Below are 18,323 nucleotides of genomic sequence, written 5' to 3'. Positions count from 1 at the left end.
AAAAAACTATGAAAACTCTAATTTTAACCTTAATCCTATCTGCTTTTATGACTTCAATTACAATTTTTCAGTTTAGTAACACTAGTAATTTAGATGACTGGCAAATTGTAGATGATGTTGTTATGGGTGGAAAATCTAACGGAAACTTTCAATTAAATAAAGATGGTCATGCAGTATTTAGCGGCGACGTATCTTTAGAAAATAATGGCGGATTTAGCTCTGTGCAATATACTTTTGATGCTTTAGAAATCACCAATCACAAAACAGTTTGTATCAAGCTAAAAGGCGACGGTAACAGCTATCAGTTTAGACTAAAAAAAGACCAAAACGACTACTATTCTTACAAGAAAGAGTTTAACACAAACGGAGATTGGCAAACTATTAAATTAGAACTAGCTAGTCTACAACCAACTTATAGAGGCAGATCTTTAGATATACCAAATTTTAATAGCAACAGTATTGAACAACTTACTTTTTTAATTGCTAATAAAAAACCACAGTCTTTTAAGTTAGTATTAGATAAGATTTGGCTGGAGTAAACTATTTAATTGTTTACGTTGCAGGAGAAATCGCATCTTGGTTTTTCATTTTAGATTTACTTACTCTGCGTTGAGTTACTTGTGTGATGTCTCTCTGTGTTCGACATGACTAAGGGACGCTTTTTAAATCTCTACAAAATCTAACGGTATTTAATATGGATTAATTGGTTTTATATCGAATGTTTTCTCATGTTTTAAATTGAAATTGTATCTTCACTTTACAATAGATAAAACGAATTGAAAACTCGATTTATCAAAGTGTTGTATGCTATTTAAGAAACTAACCAAAATATGAGTTCAAAATCTGATGCTTCTACTAAAATATTAGGATTTAAATACCAAGAAATGGTTGCTTTAAAGGAATGCTTTGAAGCAAAAGATGGCACAAAAATCTATTTAGAATGTTTGGGTGATATTTCAGACGGAAAGACATCAATAGAAGTTAAACATTCGATTAATGATGACAAAAAATTAATTGATACACATATTGACTTTTGGAAAACTCTTTCCAATATAATTACAGAATATGATAAATTTCGCTTTTATAACAAATTCATTCTGCATACTACAGCAGAAATAAAAATGGGTTCAATATTAGACGAATGGGAAAAGTTGGAAAAATCTGATAAAAAAAGGAAAATATTAGGGGTAAAACCTAATGAGAAGATAAAAGCACATTATGCCAATGTAAAAGATTTTGATAAAAAAGAGTTAGAAAATCTTCTTGATAAATTTGAAATAAAAGATAAGCAACTATCAGCCAAAGAATATTATAAAAATATTTTATTAGAACATCCAGCTGTAACAAACACTATAGCACCAAAGGATAGAGAAGAATTTATTTGTTCAGTTTTTGGGTACTTATCATTTCAACTAGTAACTGGCAAGAACTATACTTGGACGATTGATATAGATTCGTTCAAAGATAATTTTCGCGCTTACTCAAAAAAATATCAAATAGATGATTTAAGTTTTCCAATATCTAATGCTACAAAAGATAGCGTTTCTAAAACTAATTTTCATTTTGTAAAAGCATTAGAAGATATTGGTTACGACAGAAAAATTGGAAGGTCAATGGATAATTATATAAGAGCTAGTGAAAGTCGAATCAAAATGATAGAAACAAGAACAAGTTTATGTGAAAATCTTGACAACTTTGATGATGAAATTAAAGATTTTACTTTAGAGCTTAAAGATAGCCATATAGACCAAATAACTGAACAGTGTGATACTAAGGAAAAATCAAAACGCTTTTTTGACGATAGTCTTATGAAAGTATCTTCTAAAACAAAAATAGAAGGAGTTACAAATACACGTTCATACTACCCAAAGGGTCGTTTATTACATAATGTAGAGATAAAAGCTATTGATATTAACCTAAAATCAGAAGATGAGAGCAAGTGATATAGAAAGGTTAGTATTTTCACCATTTCATATTAGTAAGATTTTACATCACTTTTTAAGTGGTGCAAAATCAGTTAATTCAAAATGTATTAAGACTGAATTAGTATATCTTGTATTGCCATTTATTTACAATAATCAAATTCAAAATAAACTAAAAACTCGAAACGCAAATTCTAAATTCAATGCTTTTATTGTAAACACAGATTTTGATATTTTCATTAGCTCTCTGAATCAAAGAATAAATGACTATCGAAAAATTACAAATACTGCTTTAATTATTCTTGCTAATGAAATTGGTTTAGATATAAATGAATTTTTAATTCCAAATACTGAAATTCACTATAAAGAAGAAAAAGATATTTACTTAAAACCTATTTATAAATCAGCTTATAATTTAGGAGTTATTTTAGGAAAAGAACAGTATTTATCAGTATTTAAAAAACTTAGAATTACAGAAATATGAGTATAACTATAAAACAAATAGCCATTTTTAATGATACTGGGAGTAAGCGTCACATTCCTTTTAAAGATGGTTTAAACATCATAACAGGCGATTCTAAAACTGGTAAAAGTGCACTTATCGAAATAATTGACTATTGTTTATTTTCATCAAGGTCAAGTGTTCCTGTTGGTAAGATAACTGATTTTGCAAAGTTATTTGTAGTTGTTTATAAAGTAAATGAATTTTACATTGTTATTGGTCGTCCTGCACCAAATACTGGGAATATGAGAAGTGCCTATCTAAAGATTGAAACTGACTATAAAACAATTGAAGATATAAAGTTTGATTATTTTAATAACATATCATTAAAACCAATTAAAAATGATGTTCAAACTGAATTTGAAGAAACACTTGGTTTGTCATTAAAAAATTTGGAATCAGATTACGAGAATTTCGGTAAATTATCAATTAGAGATACTGTTTCTTTTCTTTTCCAACATCAAAACTTAATTGCAAATAAACATTCACTATTCTATAGATTTGATGAAATAGCCAAACGTAAAAGAGTTATTCAAGCCTTACCTGTCTTATTAGGTATAGTGGATAGTGAATATTATCAGTTAGTAAAACTAATTAAGGAAACTGAAAGAAAAATAACCGCTGAAGAAAAAGTTTTAGCTCGTATTCAAGAAAAAAAATCAAACCAAATTGATAATATTAGAGACCAAATACAAATTTACTATACAATGTTAGACCTTACTCTAGAGGAAGGTCTTTCATTACGTGAATTAAAAAAGATAGGTCTTAATCTACCTATTCCGCCAAAAATACTCACGGACCAAACAAAATCATTTACTAAACTAGCTCATTTAGAAAATGAAAGAGAATTGCTCTATGTTGATAAAAATGAAATTGAAAATGCTATCGCCAGTCTTCAATCAAATTCAGAAGATAGTTTAGGTTATGCAAAGCATCTAAAGCAAACAAATGCTAAGCAAAAGTATAATACTTCAATTGATGAATTAGTTTGCCCTCTTTGTGATAATTCAGTTTCGCATATCAGTGAAAATATAAATAAGTTAAATGAATCGAAAAATAAACTAATAGAAGAACTAACTAAAGTAAATACATTTTCAAAAGACAGTACACAGATAATTGAGAATTTTAGAAAAGACCTAAGGGATATAAAAGGTAAAATAAAATCAATTTCCAAGAATATTGAAATACTCACAAAAGAAAATGTTGATGAAGAAAAAATAAAAGGAAAACGAGAGATAATAATACACCAAAAAGGTGTGTTAGAAACGACAATTAAACATCTTTTAGAATCTAACGATTTATCTAAGTTCAATAGTGATTTAAATGCGTTAAAAGAACAATTAGAAGAGTACAAAAAAAGAATTTCAAAATATAAGAATATCAAGCAATTCAAAGCAGAAACTGAACTATTTATAAAAGAACAAATGGATAGAATTGCAAGCAAATTAGATTTTGAAGAAGAACTTAAACCTATTGATTTTCACTTTAATATTGATGATTTTAGTTTTTATCACAAACACAAATCAGATAAAATAAGATTATATGAAATGGGAAGTGGAGCAAATTGGTTAGCCTGTCATCTTTCTTTATTTTTATCTTTCTTGCATTTATCTTGTAGCAACTCTGATTCTATAATTCCGACATTTTTAATGATCGATCAACCAAGCCAAGTATATTTCCCAAGAACAGCTAAAAAAAATGAATTAAAAGATTCTGAAGACGTAGAAAAATATGATGAAAACATTAAACAGGTAATCAACATATTTACTGTTTTAAATGAGGAGATTCAATTAATTTATAAAAACACAAAAGTTAAACCTCAAATTATAGTATTAGAACACGCTAAAGAAGATGAATTTGAGGAATTTATAATTAAAGATTGGAAAAAAAGTGAAGGAGGAGGATTAATATAAAAACGGCGCACAGCATCCTTTATAATTTATTGCCAGTTCTAGCCTACTTACGAAATCCTCGCGGATTTTCAGTTTGGTGTGCACTTGCAAAGTTAAGAGCTAAACCACGCAACTACTCATAGCCAAGACCGTAAAGTGCAGTAAAAATTAAAACACTTACTATTCCGCTAACAATTTATCCATAAACGTTGTAAACTCTTCTTTAAACTCGGTAAACTTTTCTCCAGTTGCAGGACCGTTAAAACCTGTGTGTATCTTGCGTACTTTACCTGTTTTATCTATAAAAATAGAGGTTGGATAACTTAATACGTTATTAAGCATTGGTAGTTTTTCGTTAGCTTTACTTTTGCTAGTTGTACCTGTTTGCGCTAATAAAATTGGGTAGTTAATCCCTACTCTGTCTTTAAGGCGTTTTATGTTTTTAAACGCTACTTCTTCGGTTTTTGCGTATTCAAACGCTAGCGCTACAAACTCAATATCTTTAGCTTTATTGTTGTTGTAATATTGTGCGTAGTAATTGCTTTCATCTAAACAGTTTGGACACCACGTACCCATAATTTGTACAACTACTACTTTGTTTTTAAATCTATCATCGGTTAATGATATTTTGTTTCCGTTTTCATCAGGAAATGTAAATTCTAAAGTTTCATAACCATCTTTTAAATAAGTTAATGTGTTGGCATCTGCTAATTTAAAATCGTCATTACGTTTTGCAATAAAAGGTTCTTCCCAATGGTTACCAGAATAAAATGTTCCGTTTAATATACTATCGGTTACGGTTGCAGTAAATAAAAACGCATGTGAGCCATCAAAAGTTGATAATTGCATTTGGTTACCACTAATTACTCCATCTAAGTAACGATAATCACCTGTTTCGGTTCTAAATGTTCCTGTTACAGTGTTTCCGTTTTGTTTAAATATTCCTTTTGCTTTGTAGCTATCATCTGTATTAGGACTAAATGTAGTTTCCCAATTACCAGATATGTTAGTTTTTGGTAAGTTAGAGGTATTAAATCGTGTTTTTTCTGGTTTTGCTGTAAATGGCACGCTACGATCTTTTCCTTCGGTAATAAAATGCCCTTTAATTATTTTGTTTTCTACTTTTGCTTTTATGTAGCTTTCAAATACTGGCATTTGTATAAAAACCGAGTCGTTTTTGTAACTTATCTCATCTACCGTTATAACTTCTTCTGCATTATAAATTTCTAAAGTATTAGCATCTTTAACTTTAAATAAAAATGGTAGATTAAGATTGTCTTTTATTTTTAGTTCTGCTCTGTAAAGTCCTGAATATAAAAACTCAGTTGTATCTTGTTGACAAGAAAAAATAAGCACTGCTATTAGTAGAATTGTTATTTTACGCATGTTATAAGAGTTTAAGGTGGTAAAAATAGTCACAAAAAAAGGTGTTGCCAAAACAACACCTTAGTTTTATGTAAATATTAAGACTACACTACTCTTCTATTTGTTCTATTTTTTGCTCTTGTTTACTTATTTCAATTCGTTTTAAAGCTACTTTTTCTTTTACTTCTTTAATCTTTAATTCGTGTTGTTTTAAGCGTTCTTCAATCTTATTTATCTTTTCTAACCTAGATTTTGCGTCTTCAAGGGTAAGCTTTTTGTCTACTAGCATCTGTTTAGTTTTTATCCTTGCTAATTCTAACCTAGATTGGCTGTTACTAACAAATTCTTGACGCTTTTCTATATGTTTCTGACTTATTTTTAAACGTTGTTTAGCTATCTCTGCACGTTTAAGACCAAATTGTTTTTGACTTATTCCGGATTGTTGTCGTTGCTCTTCTAAGATTTGTTTACGTGCCTCTAACTCTCTTTTATAAGAATTATGAGTTTCTTTTAGCTCTTCATGTTCTTCTTGACGAAGTTGTTTTAATTCTTGCAGTAACGCTTTACGTTCTTCTGGTGATGCCTCTTTCATTTTTTCTTTAATCGCTTCTGCCTGCTGTTGCATTTGACTATACACTGCTTTATGTTGCGATTTCATTTTGGCATGTTTTTCTTTTATTTCTTCACGTTTTTCTTGAATATCTTTGCGATTTGCTCCATGTTTTTGTAAGGTTTTCTCCCTTTCTATTTCTTTTTGTTGCTCGATCTTGTTGTTGGCTTCATTTAATTTGTTTTGCGCCAATAACTGTTGCGATGCTAATCCTATAAAAAAGACAAGCATTAAAGGTGGTTGTAAGATTTTCATAATTATTGATCTAAATTTTCTAAGTCTTGCAAGTCTTGGTCTATATCTTTAGCTTCTTGGTCTAACTGTTCAACCATTTTTACTGTTTCTTCTTCTATAGATTGAATAGAATCTACTGCGGTTTCAACATTATTATTGTCTTCTGTCTTTGTTTCTCTACATGATGTTAAAGAAATAGTAAGCATAAAAAATACGATACTAAATATTGTTTTCATTTTTATGAAATTAATTAATCATTGTTCAAATTACGTATCATCTAATTAAATAGACTATCAATTTAGAGGTTTAACACTGTTTTTTAGTTGAACTACATTTTTTAACGACACATAACATAAAAAACTTAATGTCAATAACTTAAGATGAAAAATTAGCAAAGAAGTTTCTTCAGTAAAACTTTTAATTTGCTTTAATTTAAAACTTATAATTTAATTTTTACAAAAAACGTTTTTAGGCGTTTCTATTGCTGCCAAGTATTGTTATATTTGTGCCCTTAATTAGCAGATAAATGAAGATTTCTTACAACTGGATAAAACAGTTTATAAAAACCGATTGGACAGCAGAACAAACTAGCGAATTACTAACAGATTTAGGTCTTGAAGTTGAAGGTTTAGACCTTTACCAAAGTGTAAAAGGCGGATTAGAAGGTGTTGTTGTTGGCGAAGTTTTAACTTGCGTACAACATAGTAATGCAGATAAACTTAAAGTAACTACAGTAAATATTGGACAAGAACAACCTGTACAAATTGTTTGTGGCGCACCAAATGTTGCTGCTGGACAAAAAGTACCTGTAGCAACTATTGGCACGACTTTGTATACTGAAGATGGTGAAGCATGGACTATTAAAAAAGGTAAAATAAGAGGCGAAGAATCTCATGGAATGATTTGCGCAGAAGATGAACTTGGTTTAGGTAAATCTCATGACGGTATTATGGTATTACCAGAAGATACTATAGTTGGTACACCTTGTGCAGAGCTTTTTGAAGTAGAAAATGATCAAGTTTTTGAAATTGGTTTAACACCAAACCGTGCAGATGCTATGAGCCATTTTGGTACTGCAAGAGATCTTAGAGCTGGTTTATTACAAAAAGGAATTAATTTAGAACTTATTACTCCTAGTGTAAGTTCTTACCACGTAGATAGCAGAACTTTAAAAATAGATGTAGATGTAAAAGATTATGATTTAGCACCACGCTATTGCGGTGTAACTTTATCTGGTCTAAAAGTTGAAGAATCTCCTGCTTGGCTACAAAATAGATTAAAAGCTATTGGATTAGCACCAATAAATAATATTGTAGACGCTACTAACTATGTATTACACGAGTTAGGACAACCTTTACACGCTTTTGACGCTGCAAAAATAACAGGACATAAAGTTGAAGTTAAAACTTGCGAAGCTGGAACAAAATTTACCACTTTAGATGGTGTTGAACGCGAGTTACATGAAGACGATTTAATGATTTGTGATGCAGAAAAACCAATGTGTATTGCTGGTGTTTTTGGTGGTGCCGATAGTGGTGTAACAGAACACACAACAGCCATCTTCTTAGAAAGCGCGTACTTTAATCCTGTTAGTGTACGTAAAACAGCCAAGCGTCATGGATTAAACACAGATGCATCTTTTAGGTTTGAACGCGGTATTGATCCAAATCTAACTAAATACGCCTTAAAACGTGCTGCTTTATTAATATTAGAACTTGCTGGAGGAGAAATTACTAGTGATATTTTAGATTTTTACCCTAAAAAGATCGAAGATTTTCAAGTTACATTAAGTTTTGATAAAATAACAAAGCTTGTTGGACAAGAAATACCTAAAGAAGAAGTAAAATCTATACTAGCATCCTTAGATATTAAAATAAATAGTGTTACAGAAACTAATTTAGGTTTAATCATACCGCCATATCGTAACGACGTTACAAGAGAAGCAGATGTTATAGAAGAAATATTAAGAGTATACGGATATAACAATATAGAAATAAGCACTAAGATGAATGCTTCTGTATCTAACTCTTCTCGTTTTGAAGATTATAAGCTACAAAACGTTGTTGGTAACTTATTAGCCTCTCAAGGTTGGTACGAAATTATGGCTAATTCTTTAACAAGTGCTAAATATATTGAGTTAAGCGAGCAGTTAAAAGAAGAGCATAATATACAAATGCTTAACCCATTAAGTCAAGATCTTGGCGTAATGCGTCAAAGCTTAGTTTTTTCAGGGTTAGAAGCTTTAAGCTATAACATAAATAGAAGACAAACCAATTTAAAGTTTTTTGAATTTGGTAAAACCTATCACAATTATAACGGTACAAGAGAAGAACATAAACACTTATCTTTATTTGTAACAGGTTTTAAAAATGAAGAGAATTGGGCACATACACCTCAAGAAAAGACAAACTTTTTTCATTTAAAAGGAAGTGTTGCCGCAATATTATCAAGATTAGGTATTGATAGATATCAAGAAAGCACAGCTAAAAATGACGTGTTTAGCGAAGGTTTACAATTAAATATTGGACGTGATACTTTAGTTGAGTTTGGTGTTTTAAAAAGTAAAATAGCTAAACAGTTTGACATTACCCAAGATGTGTTTTATGCAGATTTTAATTGGGATACAATTTTAGTTGTAGCAAAACGAAACAAAATTAAGTTTACACCTATACCTAAGTATCCAGAAGTAAGACGCGATTTTGCTTTGCTATTAGATAATAATGTAACCTTTGAAAGCATTACTAAAATAGCTAAGAAAACCGAAAAGAAATTACTTAAAAACATTAATCTATTTGATGTTTATCAAGGTAAAAACTTGCCTGACGGTAAAAAAAGTTATGCAGTAAGCTTTACATTTTTAGACGAAAACAAAACGCTTACAGATAAGGTTGTAGATAAAATTATGAGTAAGCTACAAAGCAACTTTGAAAGTGAACTTGGCGCTGAATTAAGATAATACGCTCATGAAAAATCATATTTTAAAAGTTTTTAGCATTGCTATGCTAATTAGCAATACAGTTAATAGTCAAAATAAACTGTATAAAATTAATCAAGACTCTACATCTACACTTGGTCTTTTAAAATATGATATAAATACAACCTTACAGAGTGTAAAACACGCCTTTACAAGACCTATTTACTGGAAAAAAAAGGATTACACTAAGTTAGGAGGTTTAATTGCAGGTACAGCTTTGTTATCCTTAACAGATGAAAGTGTTAATAATTTTGCTAACAAACATTCAGATAAATTCCCAAAATTAATCAGAGATGTTGGTTGGTATTTTGGTAGTCCTCAAAACTATTTTATGGCAAATGCAGGACTATACGGTTATGGTCTTTTTGCTAAAAACGAAAAAGTTAGATATACTAGCGTTTTAATTATATCCTCATCCATTACATCTGGTTTTTTGCAATCCTTAGCCAAAAATGCATTTGGAAGAGCTAGACCAGGAAGAGACCTAGGCGCATTTTACTTTAAACCACTATCTAAAGAAGGTGGATTTCATTCTTTCCCTTCTGGTCATACCGTATTGTCTGTTACTATGACGCATGCAATTGCAAAACAGTTTAAAAATCCTTGGGTAAAAACAGGTATTTATGCTTTTGGTGCCATACCACCTTTATCAAGATTGGTAGATGACGCGCATTGGATTACAGATATAGCTTTTAGCACTGCTTTAAGTATTATTGTTGTAGATAGTATTGATAAGTTTTTAAAGAAAAATAACGCGTTTGACTTAGACCATAATAGACCTTCAAATAAAATTTCTTGGAATTTTATGTTTAGCGGTAATAAAGTTGGACTTATTGGTACTTTCTAATAAAAACTAAACATGTCAAACATTTCAAAAAATCAAGAGAGCACTTTTAGTTTAATCCTAGGTATTTTCTTTATATTTTTTGGCATTTACAGAGTCTATAAATATTTGATTAATGAAGTAAGCTCTTTTAGAGCTATACTTGGTATTGGTTTTATTGCATATGGAATATTTATTTTATCCCGATACAAAAAATCAAAACAACCATAATAATTACTTGTTAAACAAAACACTTTTTCTACTATTCTAAATGTTAAACCTTTGCAATTAAGCTAAGTATGTTTTATTTTTAGGTTAAAAAATAAATGCTATGATTTTTAACCCTACAAACATAGAAGAAAAACTACGTCTACAACAATCTAAGCAAATAGCACAACCAGACATTTTAAAACAAGTACAAGCCATTTTTGATGTTGAAAATGAAAAAGAAATTAATATTGAAAATGAATTGAAATCTGCCAATAGCAGCACTAGCAATTTGTTTAATATAGAACTTTTAAAAAGTGATCAAATTTTTCATATAGACAGTATTAAAAAAACGTGTATTGATTACCGACTTCGATTTTTAGATACTAAGTATTTTAAAAATGAATTTCCGCAAGAAGCCATTAATAAAATAAAAGCTTTAGAAAAAGAACACAACATCACACTAAGCGGATTTAAAATCATGGCGCCTTCTAAACTATTTAAGTTAGAAAACCCTGATGATCCTTTATTATTTGCACCCATAGGAAATGGTTACTATTACTTAATACATAAATGGGGAAATGATTTAAACCCATTAAGAAAATGGCGTATGCTACCTTTTAAAAGTTATGAAAACTTATTGGTCTTTGCGTTAATTGTTAGTTTTGCATTAACCTACCTTTTTAATTATAACTTACCGCAAGACAACAATTACACAAGTTATTTTTTCTTATTGTTTCTATTCATGTTTAAATCTATAGTTGGCATTGTTATTTACTATGCGATTTCTCAAGGAAAAAATGTAAGTTCTGCAATTTGGAATAACAAATACAGTAAGTAATTTATTGCATAATTTTTAGTATCTTTAATAGAAATCAATACTAAAAAACTATGGAGACTGAATATATAAAAATTTATACTGGAGATTTTTTAACCTCACAACGCATACAACAACGCTTAGAAGATATTGGTATTAATGCAGTGGTAAAAAATGAAGACGAATCTGCAAGACTGGCTGGTTTTGCAAATCCTGTACCAAGCTTGCAAGATATTTATGTACATGAAACCGAACTTGAAAAAGCTAAAACAGTTGTTGATGCTATTAAAAGCGAGATATAATTAAAAGAAAAAAGCCTCTTCAAAACGAAGAGGCTTTTAACACTAATTCAAATAGCATTTACACGGTTTATTATGACTTTGGCAATAATACAGTATCTACAACATGTATTACACCATTAGATTGATTTACATCTGCAATAGTTACTTTAGCTGAGTTTCCGTTTTCATCGGTTACATAAACGTCATTTCCTTTTGTCCAAGCAGTTAATGTTCCTCCTGAAACAGTTTTAATCATTGCTTTACCATCGCCTTTTTTAATTAATTTAGCAAAAGCTTTAGCATTCCACTTTCCTGAAACAACATGATACTTTAAAATAGTTTGTAATTGTTCTTTATTTTCTGGTTTTACTAAAGTAGCTACTGTTCCTTCTGGTAATTTATCAAATGCTGCGTTTGTTGGCGCAAATACAGTAAATGGTCCTTCACTTTGTAAAACTTCAACTAAACCTGCTGCTTTTACTGCTGCTACTAAAGTTGTATGATCTTTAGAGTTTACCGCATTTTCTACAATATTTTTAGAAGGATACATTGCTGCTCCGCCAACCATTTTTGTATCTTCTTTCATCATTTTGTTTTGAGCAAATCCTAAAGAAGTCACAAAGAATAAACTAAGCCCTAATACGATTTTTGATAATTTTTCTGTTTTCATAATAAATTGATTTTTGGTTTTTTATGTTCAGTCTATCTACGCAGTTAAGTTTTGCTTGGTTTTATATTTTTTCAATTTAACAGAGAATTAACAAAACCTCTAAATAAAAAAAGCCTTCAAATTAACTCTGAAGGCTTTTAACGTTTTATTTTTAAGACATTTACACAGCATACATTTTATCACGCTGCTCTTTAATCTTTTTATCTTCCATATACTCATCAAAAGTAGTATATCTATCAATTACTCCATTTGGTGTAAGTTCTACTACTCTATTTGCTACAGTTTGAGCAAACTCATGATCGTGAGTCGTAAAAAGTACAGTTCCTTTAAATTTCTTTAAAGAGTTATTAAATGCTGTAATACTTTCTAAGTCTAAGTGGTTTGTAGGTTCGTCTAGCATTAACACGTTAGCTCTAATCATCATCATTCTTGATAGCATACAACGTACTTTTTCTCCTCCAGATAGTACATTAGATTTTTTAAGTGCTTCTTCTCCAGAAAAAATCATTTTTCCTAAGAAACCTCTAATATGTACTTCTTCTCTTTCTTCTTCTGTTTTTGCCCATTGACGTAACCAATCTACTAGCGTTAAGTCGTTTTCAAAAAACTTACTATTATCTAATGGTAAGTAAGATTGTGTTGTGGTTATTCCCCAAGAAAATTCTCCAGAATCTGCCTTTTGGTTACCGTTTAATATTTCATAAAACGCAGTTGTTGCACGAGAGTCTCTAGAAAACACAACAACTTTATCTCCTTTTTGAAGATTTAAATCGATGTTTTTAAATAGTACTTCGCCATCTAAAGATGCTGCTAAACCTTCAACATTTAATATTTGATCACCAGCTTCACGCTCGCGTTCAAAAATAATAGCTGGATAACGTCTTGATGTTGGCTTAATTTCGTCTACATTAAGCTTATCAATCATTTTCTTTCTTGATGTAGCTTGCTTACTTTTTGCAACGTTAGCAGAGAAACGACGAATAAACTCTTCTAATTCTTTTTTCTTCTCTTCTGCTTTTTTGTTTTGTTGTGCACGTTGTCTTGCTGCTAATTGTGAAGACTCATACCAAAACGTATAGTTACCAGAAAAGTGATTTATTTTTCCGAAGTCAATATCACTAATATGCGTACAAACGGCGTCTAAAAAGTGACGGTCGTGAGATACAACAATTACACAGTTATCATAGTTTGCTAAGAAGTTTTCTAACCAAGTTATAGTTTCGTAATCTAGATCGTTGGTAGGCTCATCCATGATTAACACATCAGGATTACCAAATAATGCTTGCGCTAAAAGCACACGTACTTTTTGTTTACCATCTAAATCTGCCATTAAGGTGTAATGTAAATCTTCTTTTATTCCTAAGTTAGATAACATAGCTGCTGCATCACTATCTGCATTCCAACCATTCATCTCTTCAAACTGTACTTGAAGCTCACCTATTTTTTCTGCATTTTCATCAGTATAATCTGCATAAAGTGCATCTATTTCTGTCTTAATTTTATATAATGGTTTATTTCCTTTTAAAACAGTTTCTAACACTGTATCTTCATCGTGCTTATTGTGGTTTTGTTCTAAGACCGACATACGTTTACCGGCTTCTAAACTAACATGTCCAGAAGTTGGTTCCATTTTTCCAGAAAGTATTTTAAGGAATGTCGATTTTCCTGCACCATTGGCTCCGATAATTCCGTAGCAGTTTCCGTTATTAAAAGTGGTATTTACCTCATCAAAAAGAATACGTTTACCAAATTGAACAGATAAATTAGATACTGATAACATAAGCTATAATTTAATTTTTTGCAAAAGTAGAAAATTAGTATCAAAAAACACTATATATCGCCTTATTATAAGTTTTAACAACGCATTAACATTATGAATATATTGCAAAACATATTTTTGTTGATATATAGATAATAAGCCCTTAATATATAATGAATTATAAATTCGTATACTTTTTTTTAGCAATATCTTTGAGTTTTTTTTCTTGTGAAAAGGATAAAAAGGCTAGCCTAGATGGTAATGCTTTTTTTGGAGGCGAAATTATTAACCCTAACTCTAACTTTGTTATTATACTAAAGGATAACAAGGTTTTAGACAGTGTTTACTTAGATCAAAATAATCGTTTTTCTTACACCTTTAAAGATTTTGAACCTGGGTTATTTAGATTTTATGATGGAAAAGAATTTCAATCAGTACTTATTCAACCTAATGATAGTTTAATGTTTAGATTAAACACTATTGAGTTTGACGAATCTTTAGTGTTTACGGGTATTGGCGAAAAAGAAAATAATTTTTTAATTGATTTATTTCTTCTAAACGACAAATTACAAGATTCTGTCTTAAAAATTAGTCAATTAGAGCCTGATGAATTTGAAGAAAAGTTAGATGAAATTAGAAATCAAAAACTAGAAAAGCTTAAAAGTTTTAATGAAAAAAACAAAACTACTGAGATTTTTAACACTTTAGCAAAAGCTAAGATTGATTATAACTATTATTATAGTAAAGAAGCGTATCCTTTTATAAATTACAGAGAAAACGAAGAACAAATCTTTAATGAATTACCTGAAAATTTTTACAACTACAGAAAAGATATAGACTACAATAGTAATATATTAAGAGAATACAGACCTTACGTATCTTTTTTAAGAGTGCACTTTAATAATCTTGCTCTACAACAACACTTCAAACACTCTGAAGATAGTACCTATAATAATAAGTCTTTAGAGTATAACATAGATAAGTTTAATCTTATAAGCGATAAAATAAATGATACATTTATTAAAAACAGACTGCTTTACTATAACATGGTTAAATTTATTAATGGGTCTGAAAATGATAAAGATTACGAGACGCTTTTAAATTTATTTAAAAAGAAAAGTACTAATAAAGATCAAATAGTTAAGGCTAGCAAACTTGTTAACACATACAAAAGATTAAAACCAGGTAACACTTTGCCAGACGTAACAGTAATCAATAAAAATGATGAGTTTTTATCTATAAAAAAAATAATAGAGAAACCTAGTGTTATATATTTTTGGGATGTATCTAAGCGCTACAGATACCACTTAAAAGATGTACATCTAAAAGCTGCAGAACTAAGTAAAAAATACCCTGAAATAGAATTTATTGCTATAAATGTAAATAACATTAGTACAAGAGAACAAGCAGATATTTTACAGCGTAACCGCTTACCCTTTATTAATGAGTATCATTTTAAATCGCCTAAAAAAGCTGTAGAATTATTAGCTATAAGTCCTATTAACAAAGTATTTTTAGTGGATAAAAAAGGTAATATTGTTAATCCTAAAGGTAATATGTTTGACATCAAATTTGAAAACGAGTTATTAGCCTTGATTAATAAATAAGAACATATTTTATATAAAAAAAGCCTGCTTATTAGCAGGCTTTTTTTTAGTCTTTCTTATGATCATTTTGTACTTCATTATCTCTATACCTGCAACATGCGTGTACAGAGTTATAAGCTTCTTCTGTTGCTTTTAGCGTTTTTGTATCGTGTCCTACAGATACTACACTTTTTTTAATGCTATCTAAATTTGTTTTACGCTCATCGTAAATTAGCTTTAATTCATGTGTTTCTACATTCCAGTTAGCACTTTTTACGCCTTTAGTTTGGTAGCATGCTTTTTCAATTCTTGCCTTACACATACCGCAAACACCATCTACTTCTAAAGAAGCTTTTTTATTTTTGTCTTGTGCAAAAGCAGTTGTAGTAACTACCATAATTAATAAAATCAATAATTTTTTCATTGTAAATAGTTTTATATTTTAATTTAATTTATATCTCAATCCTGTATAGTACATGCTTCCAAATATTGGACCGTACACAAAATTAGTATCAAAAGATGTTCCAAAAGGGTCATTTGCACTAACTATAGGATTATTTTGTTTTACATTTGTTATATTTTCTCCTCCTAAGTATATTTCAAATTTAGATGAAAACACTTTAGTAACTTGCATGTTTAATGTAGCTACTGTTGGAGTAAATTTATTTAATTGATATTGTATTGGGTTATCTATTGTTGAAGAAAATCGTTGTTCTCCTAACCAATTAAAAGTAGCATCAAACTTCCATTGACTTTGGTTTTTTAATTCTGTTTTATATTCTGCATTAGCAAAAAAACGATGTTTTGGTGTTAATGGTTTTGATAATTTACCCGTTTGGTAGTCGGTTTTAACATCGTAATATTTATACGCTGTTCTTAAATCGAAGTTATTAAATGCTTCGTAGTTTACTTCAACTTGAAAACTATTTGCGTAACTACTACCTTGTAAATTATAAAAACTAACAGCTTGAGCATTTTCTAAATCTACAACCACTTGGTTTTTAAAATCTGTTCTATAAAAATCAAAAGTTACATCTGCTTTTCTTCCAAAAAGATTAAAACCTTGTAGATATGACACGCCATAATTCCATGCTATTTCAGGGTCTAAACCATAAATTGGTCCATTATTATTTAAAATTGAAAACTGTCTTGAAGACGCAAATAAGTTCTGGTTTTCTGTAAAAATATTAGCGCTACGTTTACCGCGACCAAAAGAGGCTCTAAAAGCAGATTTACTCCAAGGAGAATATCTTAAGTGAAAACGTGGTGTAATAAATTCGCCTAATAAATTATGCGTATCAAAACGTAATCCTGCAGTAAGGTTAAATTTTTTTAAATTATCAAAAGAATACTCAAAAAAACCACCAAAGCTACGCTCTACCCTATCATAATTTGTATTTAATGCAAACTCATCATAATTATCATACGTAAAATTTACACCTGTTTTTATTTTATGTCTAGTGTCGCTTATTATCGAGTTATAAATAACGTTAGAATAAACACTTGTGTGTTCTATATTATATTCATTTAAACCAAAGTAAGAATCTTGTTGGTGATTACTTAATGCCATTTGAATACCTAAACTTTGCCAAGGTAAGTCCGAATTTACATATCCAAATTTACCCGAAATTTCGTAACGTTTAGTATCTATTTCGCTTCCCCAGTTATTAGTTGTTAATTTGTCTGTATCTGGATCAAAATTAATTTGACCTGACTGTTTATAATCATCTAAATACTTAAGGTTTAAAAAAGTAACAATACCCTTTTGGGTATTAGTATACTGCCAACGATTCATCACATTAATTTGATTAAACTTTGGCATATCTAAAAATCCATCATTGTTACGATCGTGTTCTTCTTGATGCGTATTACCATGTAGGTAAACACCGGTACTTATATTTTTAGAAACTTTTGTATTAAAATGAGTGTTAAGTTCTAACCTTGCATTTGATGCTGCATAAGCATTAACGAAAAGTTTATCGTCTGTAATTGGTTTTTGTAATTCGGCATTAATCTGTCCCGATATACTCTCATAACCATTAACAACGCTTCCTGCTCCTTTAGTAATTTGTATACTTTCTACCCATGTCCCTGGAATAAAACTTAATCCGTAAGCTTGAGAAGCTCCACGAACTGATGGAATATTTTCGGTAGCAATTAAAATATAAGGGCTTGATAGACCTAGCATTTTAATTTGCTTAGTTCCTGTTACTGCATCGCTAAAATTAACGTCTATAGAAGGGTTAGTTTCAAAACTTTCGGACAAATTACAACATGCAGCTTTTAATAACTCATCACTACTTACATACTGTATGTTTTCTGATTGTATATAAGATCTTGAAGTAGATTTAACTTTAGAGTCTAAAACCACTTCATCTAAACTTGTTGTAGGTTCTAACCAGTGTTTTATCGTTTTACTTGAGTTTACTGTTATTGTATCTGTTTTAAAACCAACATAACTAATCACTAATTGATTAGAAGTTTTACTTAAAGGTAAACTAAAGCTGCCATCAAATTCTGTAGATGTTCCTACTGTTGTGTTTAACCAAACTAGATTAGCGCCAGGTAAAGGGTTTTCTTTTTGTTCTTCATTTGCTTCATACACATAACCCTTTAGTTGGTTTTGTGCAAAAATGGTTAATGGAAAAAAGCAAAATAGTAATATAAATAGCTTTTTCATA

16 protein-coding genes are annotated in these 18,323 nt (G+C 29.9%); 9 read left to right on the top strand and 7 right to left on the bottom strand.

Translation table 11 applies throughout. The annotated features are described in order from the left end of the window. Window positions 1–8: 8 nt before the first annotated feature. The 4 genes from INR78_RS10620 to INR78_RS10605 all read left to right on the top strand — a co-directional run bounded on the left by INR78_RS10620 (window position 9) and on the right by INR78_RS10605 (window position 4,337). A complete protein-coding gene (locus INR78_RS10620) occupies window positions 9–539 on the top strand; it encodes a CIA30 family protein (RefSeq protein WP_255593064.1) in 531 nt (176 codons plus the stop codon). Between the two features lie 291 nt (window positions 540–830). Further along, on the top strand, window positions 831–1,943 hold the full coding sequence (locus tag INR78_RS10615; RefSeq protein ID WP_223076493.1) for a hypothetical protein: 1,113 nt from the start codon (window positions 831–833) through the stop codon (window positions 1,941–1,943). Beyond that, window positions 1,930–2,406: a three component ABC system middle component gene (locus tag INR78_RS10610; RefSeq protein WP_223076492.1), complete on the top strand. Its 477-nt coding sequence runs from the start codon at window positions 1,930–1,932 to the stop codon at window positions 2,404–2,406. The genes INR78_RS10615 and INR78_RS10610 overlap by 14 nt, the downstream gene beginning before the upstream one ends. Continuing rightward, window positions 2,403–4,337: a DUF3732 domain-containing protein gene (locus INR78_RS10605; RefSeq protein ID WP_223076491.1), complete on the top strand. Its 1,935-nt coding sequence runs from the start codon at window positions 2,403–2,405 to the stop codon at window positions 4,335–4,337. The genes INR78_RS10610 and INR78_RS10605 overlap by 4 nt, the downstream gene beginning before the upstream one ends. 159 nt (window positions 4,338–4,496) lie before the next feature. Here the strand turns inward: INR78_RS10605 and INR78_RS10600 are convergent, their stop codons facing one another. From INR78_RS10600 to INR78_RS10590, 3 genes are all read right to left on the bottom strand, one after another. Then, the gene (locus INR78_RS10600; RefSeq protein ID WP_223076490.1) at window positions 4,497–5,702 is read right to left on the bottom strand and encodes a peroxiredoxin; all 1,206 of its coding nucleotides are present in this window, start codon (window positions 5,700–5,702) and stop codon (window positions 4,497–4,499) included. 88 nt (window positions 5,703–5,790) lie between these two features. Next, complete coding sequence (locus INR78_RS10595) at window positions 5,791–6,546, bottom strand: hypothetical protein (protein ID WP_223076489.1); 756 nt, start codon at window positions 6,544–6,546, stop codon at window positions 5,791–5,793. Window positions 6,547–6,548: 2 nt separating this feature from the next. After that, on the bottom strand, window positions 6,549–6,761 hold the full coding sequence (locus INR78_RS10590) for a hypothetical protein (protein ID WP_106678663.1): 213 nt from the start codon (window positions 6,759–6,761) through the stop codon (window positions 6,549–6,551). A 290-nt stretch (window positions 6,762–7,051) separates the two neighbouring features. Here INR78_RS10590 and pheT point away from each other — a divergent pair, with 290 nt between their 5' ends. From pheT to INR78_RS10570, 4 genes are all read left to right on the top strand, one after another. Next, window positions 7,052–9,481, top strand: a complete 2,430-nt coding sequence (gene pheT, locus INR78_RS10585) for a phenylalanine--tRNA ligase subunit beta (RefSeq protein WP_223076488.1) — start codon at window positions 7,052–7,054, stop codon at window positions 9,479–9,481. 7 nt (window positions 9,482–9,488) lie between these two features. After that, window positions 9,489–10,346 carry a phosphatase PAP2 family protein gene (locus INR78_RS10580; protein WP_223076487.1) on the top strand — a complete coding sequence of 286 codons (858 nt, stop codon included), beginning with the start codon at window positions 9,489–9,491 and terminating at the stop codon, window positions 10,344–10,346. A gap of 307 nt (window positions 10,347–10,653) precedes the next feature. Then, complete coding sequence (locus INR78_RS10575; RefSeq protein WP_223076486.1) at window positions 10,654–11,370, top strand: hypothetical protein; 717 nt, start codon at window positions 10,654–10,656, stop codon at window positions 11,368–11,370. A gap of 50 nt (window positions 11,371–11,420) precedes the next feature. Beyond that, on the top strand, window positions 11,421–11,648 hold the full coding sequence (locus tag INR78_RS10570) for a putative signal transducing protein (RefSeq protein ID WP_027879736.1): 228 nt from the start codon (window positions 11,421–11,423) through the stop codon (window positions 11,646–11,648). Window positions 11,649–11,718: 70 nt separating this feature from the next. Here the strand turns inward: INR78_RS10570 and INR78_RS10565 are convergent, their stop codons facing one another. Together INR78_RS10565 and INR78_RS10560 are read right to left on the bottom strand one after the other, a co-directional pair. Continuing rightward, on the bottom strand, window positions 11,719–12,297 hold the full coding sequence (locus tag INR78_RS10565) for a fasciclin domain-containing protein (protein WP_223076485.1): 579 nt from the start codon (window positions 12,295–12,297) through the stop codon (window positions 11,719–11,721). Between the two features lie 160 nt (window positions 12,298–12,457). Continuing rightward, on the bottom strand, window positions 12,458–14,077 hold the full coding sequence (locus INR78_RS10560) for an ABC-F family ATP-binding cassette domain-containing protein (RefSeq protein ID WP_223076484.1): 1,620 nt from the start codon (window positions 14,075–14,077) through the stop codon (window positions 12,458–12,460). Window positions 14,078–14,268: 191 nt separating this feature from the next. Between INR78_RS10560 and INR78_RS10555 the strand changes: the two genes are divergently transcribed. Next, a complete protein-coding gene (locus INR78_RS10555; RefSeq protein WP_223076483.1) occupies window positions 14,269–15,663 on the top strand; it encodes a hypothetical protein in 1,395 nt (464 codons plus the stop codon). A 46-nt stretch (window positions 15,664–15,709) separates the two neighbouring features. Here the strand turns inward: INR78_RS10555 and INR78_RS10550 are convergent, their stop codons facing one another. Then, window positions 15,710–16,066 (bottom strand): heavy-metal-associated domain-containing protein, encoded by a 357-nt coding sequence (locus INR78_RS10550; protein ID WP_223076482.1) that lies wholly within the window; start codon window positions 16,064–16,066, stop codon window positions 15,710–15,712. Window positions 16,067–16,084: 18 nt separating this feature from the next. Then, entirely contained in the window at window positions 16,085–18,322 is a 2,238-nt protein-coding gene (locus INR78_RS10545) for a TonB-dependent receptor (protein WP_223076481.1), read from the bottom strand. Window position 18,323 lies beyond the last annotated feature (1 nt).

The organism is Mesoflavibacter sp. SCSIO 43206, assembly GCF_019904215.1.
Lineage (GTDB): Bacteria > Bacteroidota > Bacteroidia > Flavobacteriales > Flavobacteriaceae > Mesoflavibacter > Mesoflavibacter zeaxanthinifaciens.
This window is presented reverse-complemented; position numbering and strand designations above follow the sequence as displayed.